Here is a 12,859-nt window from a genome sequence, read left to right as displayed (position 1 = left end):
TTGACTATGACAGTAGTATTTGAGAACTCAATAGAAAAAACTTTTCAGTTTGATAACAAAGATGGTTATTATTTCGATTTACAGGAAACGGGAGTCACTCGGGTTGAGTTTTACATCTTGGAAAATAATAGTTACAGAGTAGTTGAGGAAGTGGAGTTTTTTGGCACATATGACGATTCACAAATGCCAGAAGAACCGGACAGCGACGGGGATGGAATACCCGACAGCGAAGACGAATACCCGGACGACCCAACCAACACACCACCACCGGAAACTTCGGAGGATTTACAAGAAGTAAAAAACTTGGAAGTAAGTTCAACAGACGAAAGAGTGGATTTGTCTTGGAAAAACCCAGGCAAGTATTTTGATAAAGCAGTGATTTATAGGCGCAACTTAGGGGGAACAACGGCTTTTAATATAAATCCGTTTTCTCCAATGAAAGTACATGCTGCGGAAGAATACAAGCCCATTTTTGAAACAAATGGAACGGAGTTTAGCGATTTAAGCATTGAACCGGAAAACGAATATCAATACAAAGTCACTACCATGTACGGCGGTATGGAATCAAATGGTGTCACAGTACAGACAAAAGTACCTAAACCTCCATTAGTAGATACTAGCGATATGGAAATGCCTTTTGGAGTTGGTGATCTTATAAAATCCGGAAACGGTCTATTAGCCTTAATTGGCGGTTTTGTTCTCTTGGCTTTGTCATTTATTTTTGTTCCGAAAGTTATTGCTGCTATACGAGGAGCGAATACTGAAAATGCAAGTAATTCAGTTCCTGGCGATGGACGAGCGGAACGTATCGGAAAACAGCCAAAAGTAACAGACAGGCAAATGAACTTGGCTGTAAATGGACGACAAACGAGAGAAGGAAGACAACCGAGAATAAGAGATAGACAGATAAAGGGGGGTTAGTAGATGAATGGTGAACTGTTACAAGGTATAGCTGATATAGTTTTTGGCGGTTACATGCTATACCTTGCCCCTTTTCTCTTGTTAATGATGGTAATACAATTCGGAGATCGCTTGATAGAGTTGATTATAAGTACGGTTGACTCAAAAGGCAGCCGGAGGACTAGCTACTAATGGGAATCATTGGTGATGCATTTGGGAAGCTATTTGAAATTCTATGGCAAGTTGCCACCTGGATAATCGACGGAATTAAAGACTTTATACAGACAATTGTTGATGTAATCGTCTTTTTAATAGAGTTATTCATTGCATTAATACAGGGGTTGCTATATTTCATTTATATGATCGGAGTTCTTGGCGTCAAATTGTTCCAAGTATTACTCGAAGCCGGTCAAATGCTTTGGTCGTTAATCGTTGGATTCGGTCGGACGCTTGCAAGTTTATCTTATAGTCCCACAGGCTCAAGCGGTAATGGTTATAGCGACGTTATCGGGAGACTATTCACCGCATTAGAACCTATGCAATTAACGCCAGTTGCATATATATTGCTTTTCCTTGTTTGGTTTACTACGGCGGTTTCAGCGATCAAATTACTATCCTCTATTAGAGTCGGGGGCGATTAATTATTGATATATACGGAACAATAAAAAGTTTTATAGATGAAATCTTTCAACCACCTATTGGTTTTTTGAATCTAGCTATCGAGAAATTAAGAGAAGCGCAAATGGTTACGGCTCAAGGGTTGGACGTAGGACAATATTTAAAGGTTTTCGGAGATATGCCGACTGCATTCCAGTTGGTTATCTCCTCTATATTGGTCTCTACTGTGCTACTAGGAACACTATTGATGTTTAGGTCAATCATGCGGATATATTATGCAGTTAAAGAGGGGGCGAAATGGTGGTAGACGCATTTATGTATATGTACGTAGTAGGAGCTGGTACGGCTGCCGGAGTTGCAAGTATAGCATTTGTATCCTGGAAGATCGTACAACGTAGCAATAGCAAGCAAACAAAAAGGAAAAAGAAAACGGGGGTTAGGTAATGTTTAGAAAAAAAGAGGAAGACGAATTTACACTAGATACAACTGACGTATTAATTATTTTTGATAATGATAAAAAAACAAGTGACATAAATACCGTAACGTCTGTTACTGACGATAGCGTAATAGTGGCCGGAGTGTATAAAGTACCTTTATCAGATTGTGAAATTACGGTAGGGAGAGACGGGAGAAACTTCTTTTATCGTGCGCCGTCTCGATCAATCACAGAAACGGAACGTTTGGCGCAATTAGAAATGAATACCGTTTTAACACAAATTACCGCATACCAACCGCCAATATTACCGAGTTCTATTGATTGGACGAAAGGCTTGCTTTTCGGACTAATTTTTATCGCTATCATTGTTATTGCGGTTGTAGCAGGATAATTCATTTTTTTGATGTTGCACAGGAGCATTCAGACGAAATGAAATACTTTTTTGTAGGGAGTTGTTCAATAAATGCAAAATAATCAAGGTGTCAATGAAGCAACAAACGCCGAAAAGCTGCAAGGGGTTATAAGTGATGACTTATTCCCCCAGGTGCAGCACATTTCCGACGTAAAACAAGTTATCGAAGAAATGCAAAGCAAGTCACAGAACTTGCGAGAACCGCAAATAAAGGCGCTCATGCTTTTGAAACGTTTAGGGGAGAATGAATACCTTCATGGAGACAAAAACCCTTACAAGGCGTTATATGACTATATTACAAAGCAAGGGAAAACGGACGTCGCCAATCCGGACTATTACCTGGATACAATCGAAGCTCTCATTCCGAAACCACCGAAACCAATCATTATGGCAGAGAAAGGAATGAAAAAGTAAATGCATCACATGTTTATCCAGGGAGGACTTGGAGCAGGAAAAACGTTCCTCATGTCTCTGTTAGCGCATCATTGGAAGCAAAAGACAGAAGCAAAAGGCGGCAGCGTGCAATTGTTTAGCAACTATGAATTAGTTGACAGTCTACCTATGACCCATTATACGGATTGGTACAAGGTAGCAGAATCGCAAGGGAGTATTATTTGCTGGGATGAAGCACAGATGGCATTTAGTAATCGTAAATGGAGTAGATACGGATCGGGGGTTGCTACAGAGGTTTTAATGTTCACTAGGAAAATGAAGTCATTGCAAATATATTGCAGCCCGTCGATCAATAACGTTGACAGTCGAATACGTGACATTATAGAGGTTTTAGTGACAACTAGGAAGATCGGAAACAAAGGATTTCAATTGCACTTCATGGACTATCAAACAAGGCAATTCATGCATACGCAATTTATTCCAATGTGGAAAGCTAAAAAGATATTTAAGATCGGTCTGTATGATTCCTGGAACATGGTTACAGGTTTCCCATTGCCAGGAACAGAAAAAGAAGGAAATGAGTTCTTTAATACCTTGAACGATATACATGATAAAGCAAGGGGGAAGCAAAGACTATGGACGTATCAAACATCACGTTAATTCCAAAAGATTACAAAGATAAAGACCCTCGGACATTGCCTTATTTGTACCCGGAAACATTGAATGTCGTTGCTTATGCAAAGAAGGTCCAGGTATTTAGTTTCTTTCAAACATTAGAAGTTGCTGAGGACTTAGCGAAACGTCAAGGGTTCATCTTGCTGCCATGGTCTTGTATCCATTGGCAACGAGCGAAACAATTCGGCGTTGATCGCAAAATAAAGATCGGTAGAAAATCTTTTTTTCTCATGAAGCCGAACGAACTAACGAAAGGCGAGGAAAGGAAGCTTTATCAATACTTAGAAACAATTTAATGATGGAAAAAGGGGATATGTAACAATGGTGAAACTAAAAAGGGCAGTCGTTATCATGGATAAGATCATCCCGTTATTAGCTTTAGGCACGGGGCTATATGTAGTATATAGATTGGTAGAGGTGCTAATACATGAAACGGCATTTGCTGAAGCAATTAAAATGATACAAGAGACACCTGGAGCGGATACTACCGACTTTGCTTTGCCGTTAGCATTTATATTATTTTTGGGCGGTATAGCCCCGTTAGCTTTAATTAAAACATTTAATTTTTTAGTTCACAAAAAAGAATACCAAGAAAGATTTAAAAAAGAGGAACTTAGAAGAAAAATAACATAGGAGGGGTTACATGCTTTTACGAATGAACAGAATAGAATCTTCTGTATTGTTGCTGCAAATGGCTATTAGTAGGAAGAACGTAAGAAATACTTTTAAACGCAATTACAACAAAGTTGAAAGCAAGGAATTACTTTCATCATTTGACGAAGTAAAAGAAGTCCTGGAGATTGAGATCGAGCAAACCGAAGAAGATCAAGGCGAAGTATTAAGAGATTATCATTTTAATATAAAAGAAATAAAAATGATTTCTAGTTACCTGGAAAATTACGTCCCTATGCTACAAAATACCGCAGAACAATCCGGGAATATGTTAGAGGAAGACAAGCAACTAATTAATACACTGTATTGCATACGAGATCGGACAAAGGGGTTGCTTGATGTTGTACATGCGTAAGGTTGTTATAGGGTTAATCGCTCTATTATTGTTTCCAAGCGTTGCTGCTGCAAGCGAATTACAAGAAAGTAAATCCTACTATGATGATAAGTTGCAAAAGATCGAGCAGGAAATCGAACAGACTAAGGATAAAGAAAGATTGATTGAGTTATCCAGGAAAGAAAATGAACTTGCTGCATATCAACGGGCATACCAAAAAGCAATTGAGAACCAAAACAACGTCATGCAATTAAGCGTTGCAGATCCATCTTACACCGTAGATTATGATAATGCCTTGCCTCATATTGAGCTATATAAGGCAGCAGCAAAAGAATATCACATAGATTGGGCTTTACTTGCAGCAATTCATGATGTAGAAACATCTTTCTCCACGCATCCAACAATGATTTCAAGTGTCGGGGCGTTGGGACATATGCAGTTTATGCCTGGGACATGGGAATATTACGGCGTGGATGCAGACGGAGACGGCAAGGCAGACCCTTATAGTTTATCAGATTCGGTTTATTCAGCAGCGAATTATCTTGCTGCAAGTGGTGCAGCAAATGGACATATTACAAAGGCGCTCTTTGCTTATAACAGATCAACAAAGTACGGAATAGATGTGATGGCGAAAGCTGAAAAATATAGGGAGATAGGAGAAATGAATAAATGAGCATAGGGAAAATTAGAACACTCTTATACAAAACAGCAAAATACCTGGGGGATATTAACGCCATAAGGCGCGGAAGGGTAAAGCAGCGTATTAAAAATAGAATCATAGGTAAATTTACCGGGCGACTTTTTAAATAAGTTGTCCCTTTCACGTTTTCGCCTGTTTTGATAGTCTTTATTATATGGATGGTGGCTTGCCGGATGGTGGTCACTGGATGATAATCATTAAGAGGTGGTAACGTGGACAAATGGCTTTCTATCAGTCAATTAAGCGAGGTTACAGGAATACCGGAAACAACAGTAAGACGTTATACCAACAAATTTATTAATTACTTTCGATTTGAAAAACGTAGCCGAGGGAAAAAGTTTCATCCTGATTCCGTTGAGGTCTTAAATAGAATTGCTGCCCTTTACGCCGATGATTACGAAGCAATAGAGATTGAGAACGCTCTAGCGAAGGATTTTCCTATAGGGGTTGGAGAGGAAAAAGAAGAAACCACCAAACAACCACCAGTTAAGAGCATAGAGCAGCAATTCAATGAATTTAAAGAACAACAGGAACGGTTTAACAGGGAGCTTTTGAACCAAATGCAAGAGCAGCAAGACTATATTAAAAACTCTCTTGATAAACGAGATAAAGCATTAATGAACACGGTCAACGAAATGCAAGAAACAAGGAAGCTACTTGCAGCATCGCAGGAAAAGGAAGAAGCAAACAAAAAAAGATGGTGGCGGTTTTGGAAGAAGAAGCATAAATGAAATGGGTAGTTTCATTTTTATAGATGGTGGTTGCTAGGTGGTGGACACGACTTAACCCTTGCTATATCAAGCGTGGTGGTGTGGTGGTTGATAATAAAAGCCTGCCCTTGATAAGGACAGGCTTTCTATATGAATTAACGTAGTAATTGTAAAACGCCTTGCGGTTGTTGGTTAGCTTGCGCTAACATACTTTGCGCAGCCTGTGTCAGAATGTTGTTTTTCGTAAAGTTCATCATTTCTTTAGCCATATCAACGTCACGAATACGAGATTCGGCAGCCGTTAAATTCTCGGCAGATGCACCCAGGTTATTAATTGTGTGTTCTAAACGGTTTTGAACAGCACCAAGATCAGAACGCTGTGTAGAAACTTTGTTAATTGCTTCGTCAATGCTTGTCAATATAGCATCATAGCCGGCAGAGTCTAAAGCTTCACTTTCTCCACTTTCACCTTCTGCCACAACAGATATTTCATTAACACCTAAGCCTTCTGCACTCATATCAGCAATTTCAACAGTTAATTGTTGGCCGGCATTAGCGCCAACCTGGAAAGTGACGCCATCAGTAGATAGATCACCATTTAGCAGCGTTTTACCGTTGAACTCTGTACGGTCGGAGATACCTTGACTTTCTCCTGTTCCACCTAATTCTTGAATAAGTGAACCAATTTCATCTTGAATTGCTTCCAAGTCTTCCGTTTCCTGTGTTCCTGTGTTAGAAGCTTGTACAGTTAATTCACGCATACGCTGTAAAATTGCATGCGATTCATTTAAGGCGCCTTCTGCCGTTTGGATTAATGAAATACCATCTTGTGAGTTCTTAGAAGCCATTTCCAAACCGCGAATTTGACCACGCATTTTTTCGGAAATCGCCAACCCTGCTGCATCGTCTCCGGCTTTGTTAATTTGAAGACCAGAAGAAAGCTTTTCCAATGAATTTTGTACTGCCCCGTTGTTGCTAGATAGTTGTCGGTGCGTATTTAGCGCCGCAATGTTGTGATTAATAATCATTATTAATCTACCTCCATGTTTTTTTATTTTTTTGCAAAGTACATCCATTTACTTTGCTATATATAACAACCTTTAAAGGTTATTATCCAGTTCACCACGAATAATGGAAAATTCCTTTGGCGCATTAATTCGTAGTTGGGTGAAGTTGCGGAGCTGTTTATCTTTTTCAACAACTTCGATCACAATTTCGCTTCCTTGCGAATCTCTTAAAATGACTTTTTCGCCTGGTTTTCTTCCAAGTGTTAACGCCATGCTTTTCATCCTCCTTGATGATTTGTATTTTATATCGGATGAAATAAAATAAATTTAAACAACGAACGTTATTAAACACAATGTTTGTTTTGTTTAATAAGCGAAATCTAATAAAATGTTGGTACATAAGGCTTTAAAGAAAATGGAATTTTTTTCTTAACAATTTAATAAACATAACCGATAATAATGTTTAGAGTATTAAACATATCGGTTAAAAAATACGTATACGGAGGGCTTAAAAAATGAACGAGGTACAACCAATTCGAGACAAGGAAAAAATAGAAGAAATGAAAAGGGTGTTAGCAAAGAAAGGTAGTAGAAATGTATTCTTGTTTGTTTTAGGCATTAATACCGGATTACGTGTTAGCGATATGTTGAATTTAAAAATGGAGGATGTGGTAGACAAAGAACATATAACAATAAAAGAGAAGAAAACAGACAAGAGAAAAAGGTTTCTTATAAACAGAGAGCTTCAAAAACACATAGATAGCTATACAACCGGAATGAATGAAGGGGATTTTTTATTTAAGTCCTATCGGTCTAATAACCCTATTAAAAGGATACAGGCTTATAACATTTTGAATGAAGCTGCAAAAGAGGTAGGGATTCAAGAGATAGGAACTCATACCATGCGAAAAACGTTTGGTTATCACTTTTATAAAAGATCAAAAGATGTGGCTTTGCTGCAAGAAATTTTTAATCATTCGTCGCCATCTATTACCAAAAGATATATAGGAATTAACCAGGATGAAATAGACGAAGCGCTCAATGATTTTAATCTTTAAGGAGTGATTTTTTGTATATTGAAAAAACCAAATCAAAGGGAGTTTACTATTTATATCTACGTAAATACGACGGGCGTATCAGATACGGAACAAAGAAACGAACATTGTATGCTTTTGGTAGATTAGAAAAAGCAAGGAATAATTTAATAGAGTGGAAAAACGATATAAGCAAGCTTCCCGAGGATTTAAAAAAACATGGATGCACCAGGGACGATCTAGAAAAATGGATTAGTCAAACCCATTCAAAACCGGCAGGTTTCCAGAACAACCCCTTAGTGCATATGTAGTATATACCAAATATTGACTATAGACAATTGCATAAACAGAAAATAATCCCTTTAACTTTTTATTGGTCTTGTATTACGTTTATAAAACGTATATAATACTTTTATACCAAATTTTACTAAGGGGGTTATTTTTTGGCTCAAAAGATGTCAAATACAACTATTTTATTACCGGATAAACTGAAAGAAGAATTAAAAGAAATGGGAAAGGAAACGGGATTATCTGTAAATCATCTAATAAAACTAGCTGCATCATCAATGGTGGCTAACTACAGAGAAAAAGGCTCTTTTATTTTCGCAGATCTTTTAAACCCGGAACATAGAGAAAATATCAAAAAAGAATCAAACAATTAAAGGAGAGTTGAGAATGGATACAGTAATTCAGTTCCGAGGAACGATATATGAAAACGGGTATGGTTTAATAGCGCAAAAAGTAATGAGAGACAGAGACCTTTCGCCGCAAGCAAAATCAATCTATGCATATATTTGTTCTTTTGCAGGAGTGGGGAAAGACGGAGAAAGAACGGCATTCCCTGGCGTTGAATTAATGATGAAAGAACTAGGTATTAAATCAGAAAAAACCTATTATAAGCACCGGAAACAATTAATAAATAAAGGGTACATAACTATCGAGAAAAGGAAAGATAAAGGAAAATTTGACAACAATCTGTACTTCATTGAAGCTGTACCTCATCCAAAAGAAGAAAAACAACCAACCAGTAAAAAATACAGTACGGAAAAAACCAACCCGCAAAATTTACCGGACGGTAAAAAATCCAGCTTGCAAAATGAAAGTGGGAAAAAATTACGTACTAACAGTAATAGGGTTTCATCATTAACAGGTTTTAAAGAAGAAGAAGAAAATAAAGAGAATCTTTTCATGTCTGAATTGGATAAATTTCTTCAGGGGAAAAACATTGATAAAGAAACAATCAATGAAATAAAAACAACTATGTACAACCAGGGAGTAACTGAATTTAATATGGATGATGTTTTAAGTCAATATGAACACATGATGAAAAAACTAGAATATGATACTATTTTCGACTTTGCATCTTACTTTGTTGGGGGATTAAAAAGAAAGACCAGTCAAACAAAAGCAAAGAGACAATACAGCGATCAAAAAGCACAAGAAAAGAAACTAGAAGATGCTGAAAGAGAAAATCGTGTCTCCGTACTAGAATTTAACTGGCTAGAAGCATAGACCATTGATTATTAACCAATAGGATTATATGAATATTGCGGATAATTGGGGTTATCTGCAATATCTATTTTACCCTGGCAAAAACAGGGCAAAAACGTGCGGTTTTTAAATATAATATATATATTTAATTCTGCACGCTATCAACTGTCAAAAAATCTCGTTTGTACAGGTCATTCACTAATCAATATGAATATATTTATGCTGTTATTCCCGAATCTCATAATCACAGAAATTCAACTTTTCGATTTTCAGAGCTTCGGAAAGTTTTGGCATAAATATAGTAGTTTTGGCATAGACAACCCGAAACCACTATGGTAAATTTAACCCATACAAAAAAGCATAAGAAAATAGTTGCAGTCATCACAGGTGCGCCAACACTTGTGAAGGACTACAGGTATCGCATTACCTTGCAGCCGAATAAATCACTACAACTATATGAAGATTATACAATTTTTCTGCATATAGGTAAAGTGGTATATAAAGGGTTTAGCGTGGTAAAAGCGCTAAACCCTTTTTGATTTTCAAAGGAGTAGAAATATATGGATGAACAAGTAGTAGTTCCGGTAGACGTCCGGGAAATGACAAGGATTGTTACCGATCAAGGAGAAATACATATCATTCATGAGGTCACTCTAGGTGATCTACTTACTACTACCTTACTATGCGCTATATTAATTTTTATGCTTATCAGCCGAGTTATAGGAGGGCGTCAAGATGTATGAGGTAGTAGACTATACGATTAAAGACATTGCTATCGTTTATATCGTGTTCATATCTGCCGGGTTGCTCTTGTCTTCTGTTTCAAACCTATTAATTTCAGCCATTTCTAGGGGTACGGAAAAATGGAGGTAGGCGGATTAATGGCGCAAGCCTTCAAAGTTCTGTTTGGCAACCTGGATATTATGGCTGTATTAATTAGCTGGGCTGTGTTCCTTGCTATTTTGTTTACGGCTATTGATGTATATCAAAAAACAAAATTGTAAGGAAGGAGATTGAAAATGAATTTATCCGGAGTATGGGATTGGTCATTTTTTTGGGATTCTTTTGGTTTTTTTATCCGAACCGTTGCGCCGTTTCTACTAATAATCGTGGCAATAGTCGCTGTGGGTATGTTGCTTCTTGTTGTTATACGAGCGGTGAAAGCGTCGAGGGAGTGAGTAGGTAATGAGAGTTGACTTTTGGACGAATCAGAACATGGGGGAATTTTGGGGATTCGTCAAGATGCTTCTACAATCTATTCAACCCGGCGTAATGATAGTTGTTGCTGTTGCGGCAGCAGGTTTGTTACTAGGTATTATAATCAAAACCGTTAAAACAGCGAATGACGACGAGGTAGAACGCCGAAGCGTAGATGATGGTGAGGACTACGAGATCAGAAGATACTAACTTGTTAATAATCGGGGACACCTCGATATTATAAAACATCATTATAAGGGAGGTTTCTTTTTATGGAAGGAAATGCAATTGATTGGTCTGGATTATCAATGCCATTTACTGTTACCGACTTAGTACAGTCTGGTAATGGATTGCTAGGATTTATCGGAAGCTTCGTGTTACTAGCTTTAGCATTCGTATTTGTACCGAAGATGATCGCACTTATTCGAAATAGTTTCAGCGCAGCACGCGGAAAATAATACATTAAAAAATTAAAGGAGGTTTTCAATTATGACAATAGGAGCAGCAATTGACTGGACGGGGTTATCAATGCCGTTTAGTGTAACTGACTTAGTGGCATCTGGAAATGGATTACTAGGATTTATCGGAAGCTTCGTGCTACTAGCTTTAGCATTCGTATTTGTACCGAAGATGATTGCACTTATCCGAAACAGTTTCAGTGCAGCGCGTGGGCGCTAGTTTAAAAACCGGGTAGATAGTCAGAAGCTATCCACCCGGTTTTTTATTTAGAAGGTGAAGAGAAATGAAGAAGATTAAAATACTAACTGCTCTAGTGATTGTTATATCGCTTTTTCCTTCTATGATCGCACACGCTGCCATAACTTCACCCTATGTACAATCGCATGGCTTTAATTCTAGTGCAGATGGTTACCAACTTCATTGGTCATCATCAATAAGTCAAGTTAGCTCTATTCGTTATACGAATAATACTAAAGGCATTTCAAGAGTAGATACCGAAGACGTGAATATGGACGGCGTTTATTTGCGTTGTAATGGGGATATTTCGTGGGAGTATCGGGATTCTAATGGAAGTATATTAGCGACTGATAGCATCACAGTATCCGGAGTTCAGAATCCCAGTGACGTCGGAATATGTGGTAGTGGTGATGACGATGGTGGCGGTGGAGGTAATGACGGCGGTTCTGGTGGTTGTGAAGGATGCGGTTTTATTAATTGCCCTGGGTGGGGTGAATACATGGGGAAAATTGATAGCATTATTGGGAAAATACCTTCTCCCCCAGACTGGGACGAAGTAGCCGGGACTTTTCGGGATACGATTGCCCCCAGAATAAAACAGGATATGAAAGATTTATTAGGTAGAGCGCCAAGCCTTCCGAGTAAGCCCGATTCTCCTGGTTCTTTAGATGATGGAGATTTAAAAAAGCCAACTGGACAAGATAGTGGCTTAGAGGGATTTGATGATAGCGACATAAAAGACGGCGAAAAGATTAAAGAGCGTGAAGATGAGTCGGGAGGGTTTGACATATTAGACCCAATTGAAAGTATGCCCGATCAAGAAACGTTTGAACCGGAAGAGGGTGACTTAGAAGCGCCGGAGGTTCCTGACGTAGAGGGAGAAGCCCCGGAACCAGAAGAACCGGAAAACCCGACGCCAGAGAATCCGGAAGAACCGGAAAACCCTGTCCCTTCTCCGTCCGATCCGGATAATCCTGCACCAACGCCAAACGAGCCAGAAAACGAAGCGCCAAAACCAGAAGAACCGGAAAACCCTGCGCCGACACCAGGCGAACCAAGCAACCCCTATCCAACGCCAGGAGATAGTGAAAATGAGTTCCCTATACCAGGTGAAAATAATTCGTCGTTTCCAATGCCTGGTAATGATAGCAACCAAGCACCAATACCAGGGAGAGACAATACACAAGCACCAACGCCAGGTAAAAGCAACGTAGAAGCACCAATGCCGAATAAAGGGGGGTGAATTTATGAAACTAAGATTGCTTTTCTTAGGATTTATTATAGCTATGCTTTTTCCTACATTAGCGTTTGCGGAAGAAGTTTCAAGCCCGAAACCATACAATTATGAAAATGGTTTGCTAGATGATGATTACATCATAAAAGATGATAATTTAAAAAATAAGCTTAAAGATAATAATTTAAGTTCATATGTAAGTTTGACGACTGACGACAAACTATATATCGATTTTGCGAGTCCAGTTGACTTAGAAAAATTCTATATATCTGCAACAAATGCGCATAATCGATACTTGACTATGACAGTAGTATTTGAGAACTCAATAGAAAAAACTTTTCAGTTTGATA

Annotated in this window: 27 protein-coding genes; 25 read left to right on the top strand and 2 right to left on the bottom strand. The window is 38.3% G+C overall.

Annotated elements, in window-relative coordinates:
• From BN990_RS23060 to BN990_RS21370, 13 genes are all read left to right on the top strand, one after another.
• Positions 1-921, top strand: a 921-nt coding sequence (locus tag BN990_RS23060) for a hypothetical protein (RefSeq protein WP_222860461.1), incomplete at its 5' end; no start/stop codon positions are given.
• 3 nt (positions 922-924) lie between these two features.
• Positions 925-1,092, top strand: a complete 168-nt coding sequence (locus tag BN990_RS23055) for a hypothetical protein (RefSeq protein WP_187370486.1) — start codon at positions 925-927, stop codon at positions 1,090-1,092.
• Positions 1,092-1,541, top strand: a complete 450-nt coding sequence (locus tag BN990_RS21415; RefSeq protein ID WP_038247528.1) for a hypothetical protein — start codon at positions 1,092-1,094, stop codon at positions 1,539-1,541. The genes BN990_RS23055 and BN990_RS21415 overlap by 1 nt, the downstream gene beginning before the upstream one ends.
• 65 nt (positions 1,542-1,606) lie before the next feature.
• Positions 1,607-1,825: a hypothetical protein gene (locus BN990_RS21410; RefSeq protein WP_337588265.1), complete on the top strand. Its 219-nt coding sequence runs from the start codon at positions 1,607-1,609 to the stop codon at positions 1,823-1,825.
• Positions 1,819-1,962: a hypothetical protein gene (locus BN990_RS22845; protein WP_162178606.1), complete on the top strand. Its 144-nt coding sequence runs from the start codon at positions 1,819-1,821 to the stop codon at positions 1,960-1,962. The genes BN990_RS21410 and BN990_RS22845 overlap by 7 nt, the downstream gene beginning before the upstream one ends.
• The gene (locus BN990_RS21405; RefSeq protein WP_038247526.1) at positions 1,962-2,345 is read left to right on the top strand and encodes a hypothetical protein; all 384 of its coding nucleotides are present in this window, start codon (positions 1,962-1,964) and stop codon (positions 2,343-2,345) included. The genes BN990_RS22845 and BN990_RS21405 overlap by 1 nt, the downstream gene beginning before the upstream one ends.
• Positions 2,346-2,417: 72 nt before the next feature.
• Entirely contained in the window at positions 2,418-2,780 is a 363-nt protein-coding gene (locus BN990_RS21400; RefSeq protein ID WP_038247525.1) for a hypothetical protein, read from the top strand.
• The gene (locus tag BN990_RS21395) at positions 2,781-3,419 is read left to right on the top strand and encodes a zonular occludens toxin domain-containing protein (protein WP_038247524.1); all 639 of its coding nucleotides are present in this window, start codon (positions 2,781-2,783) and stop codon (positions 3,417-3,419) included.
• Positions 3,395-3,730: a hypothetical protein gene (locus BN990_RS21390; protein ID WP_038247523.1), complete on the top strand. Its 336-nt coding sequence runs from the start codon at positions 3,395-3,397 to the stop codon at positions 3,728-3,730. The genes BN990_RS21395 and BN990_RS21390 overlap by 25 nt, the downstream gene beginning before the upstream one ends.
• 25 nt (positions 3,731-3,755) lie before the next feature.
• Complete coding sequence (locus BN990_RS21385; RefSeq protein WP_038247522.1) at positions 3,756-4,067, top strand: hypothetical protein; 312 nt, start codon at positions 3,756-3,758, stop codon at positions 4,065-4,067.
• A gap of 10 nt (positions 4,068-4,077) precedes the next feature.
• Complete coding sequence (locus BN990_RS21380) at positions 4,078-4,461, top strand: hypothetical protein (RefSeq protein WP_038247521.1); 384 nt, start codon at positions 4,078-4,080, stop codon at positions 4,459-4,461.
• Entirely contained in the window at positions 4,445-5,113 is a 669-nt protein-coding gene (locus tag BN990_RS23320) for a lytic transglycosylase domain-containing protein (RefSeq protein ID WP_051739426.1), read from the top strand. Before BN990_RS21380 ends, BN990_RS23320 begins: the two co-directional genes overlap by 17 nt.
• A 239-nt stretch (positions 5,114-5,352) precedes the next feature.
• A complete protein-coding gene (locus tag BN990_RS21370; protein WP_038247520.1) occupies positions 5,353-5,871 on the top strand; it encodes a MerR family transcriptional regulator in 519 nt (172 codons plus the stop codon).
• A gap of 134 nt (positions 5,872-6,005) precedes the next feature.
• Here the strand turns inward: BN990_RS21370 and hag are convergent, their stop codons facing one another.
• Positions 6,006-6,878 carry a flagellin Hag gene (gene hag / locus BN990_RS21365; RefSeq protein WP_038247519.1) on the bottom strand — a complete coding sequence of 291 codons (873 nt, stop codon included), beginning with the start codon at positions 6,876-6,878 and terminating at the stop codon, positions 6,006-6,008.
• Between the two features lie 72 nt (positions 6,879-6,950).
• Positions 6,951-7,130, bottom strand: a complete 180-nt coding sequence (locus tag BN990_RS21360) for a carbon storage regulator (RefSeq protein ID WP_038247518.1) — start codon at positions 7,128-7,130, stop codon at positions 6,951-6,953.
• 242 nt (positions 7,131-7,372) lie between these two features.
• Between BN990_RS21360 and BN990_RS21355 the strand changes: the two genes are divergently transcribed.
• From BN990_RS21355 to BN990_RS21305, 12 genes are all read left to right on the top strand, one after another.
• A complete protein-coding gene (locus BN990_RS21355) occupies positions 7,373-7,915 on the top strand; it encodes a site-specific integrase (RefSeq protein WP_038247517.1) in 543 nt (180 codons plus the stop codon).
• 11 nt (positions 7,916-7,926) lie between these two features.
• The gene (locus BN990_RS21350; protein ID WP_051739424.1) at positions 7,927-8,202 is read left to right on the top strand and encodes a hypothetical protein; all 276 of its coding nucleotides are present in this window, start codon (positions 7,927-7,929) and stop codon (positions 8,200-8,202) included.
• A 132-nt stretch (positions 8,203-8,334) separates the two neighbouring features.
• On the top strand, positions 8,335-8,553 hold the full coding sequence (locus tag BN990_RS21345) for a ribbon-helix-helix protein, CopG family (RefSeq protein ID WP_038247516.1): 219 nt from the start codon (positions 8,335-8,337) through the stop codon (positions 8,551-8,553).
• Between the two features lie 13 nt (positions 8,554-8,566).
• Positions 8,567-9,403 carry a helix-turn-helix domain-containing protein gene (locus BN990_RS21710; protein ID WP_051739421.1) on the top strand — a complete coding sequence of 279 codons (837 nt, stop codon included), beginning with the start codon at positions 8,567-8,569 and terminating at the stop codon, positions 9,401-9,403.
• 539 nt (positions 9,404-9,942) lie between these two features.
• Positions 9,943-10,125, top strand: a complete 183-nt coding sequence (locus tag BN990_RS21335) for a hypothetical protein (RefSeq protein ID WP_038247515.1) — start codon at positions 9,943-9,945, stop codon at positions 10,123-10,125.
• Positions 10,118-10,255, top strand: a complete 138-nt coding sequence (locus tag BN990_RS23050) for a hypothetical protein (protein WP_187370485.1) — start codon at positions 10,118-10,120, stop codon at positions 10,253-10,255. The genes BN990_RS21335 and BN990_RS23050 overlap by 8 nt, the downstream gene beginning before the upstream one ends.
• A complete protein-coding gene (locus BN990_RS23045) occupies positions 10,246-10,386 on the top strand; it encodes a hypothetical protein (protein WP_187370484.1) in 141 nt (46 codons plus the stop codon). The genes BN990_RS23050 and BN990_RS23045 overlap by 10 nt, the downstream gene beginning before the upstream one ends.
• Before the next feature lie 181 nt (positions 10,387-10,567).
• On the top strand, positions 10,568-10,789 hold the full coding sequence (locus BN990_RS21325) for a hypothetical protein (RefSeq protein WP_038247513.1): 222 nt from the start codon (positions 10,568-10,570) through the stop codon (positions 10,787-10,789).
• A gap of 62 nt (positions 10,790-10,851) precedes the next feature.
• The gene (locus tag BN990_RS21320) at positions 10,852-11,037 is read left to right on the top strand and encodes a hypothetical protein (RefSeq protein WP_038247512.1); all 186 of its coding nucleotides are present in this window, start codon (positions 10,852-10,854) and stop codon (positions 11,035-11,037) included.
• A 31-nt stretch (positions 11,038-11,068) separates the two neighbouring features.
• Entirely contained in the window at positions 11,069-11,257 is a 189-nt protein-coding gene (locus tag BN990_RS21315; protein ID WP_038247511.1) for a hypothetical protein, read from the top strand.
• A 64-nt stretch (positions 11,258-11,321) separates the two neighbouring features.
• Positions 11,322-12,518, top strand: a complete 1,197-nt coding sequence (locus BN990_RS23310) for a hypothetical protein (protein ID WP_051739404.1) — start codon at positions 11,322-11,324, stop codon at positions 12,516-12,518.
• A gap of 4 nt (positions 12,519-12,522) precedes the next feature.
• On the top strand, positions 12,523-12,859 hold a 337-nt coding region (locus BN990_RS21305; protein WP_038247510.1), incomplete at its 3' end, for a hypothetical protein.

It is taken from the genome of Virgibacillus salexigens, from assembly GCF_000723585.1.
Classification (GTDB): Bacteria; Bacillota; Bacilli; order Bacillales; family Amphibacillaceae; genus Virgibacillus; species Virgibacillus salexigens.
Note: the sequence above shows the minus strand (reverse complement) of the source record. Positions and strands in the feature narration are given on the sequence as shown.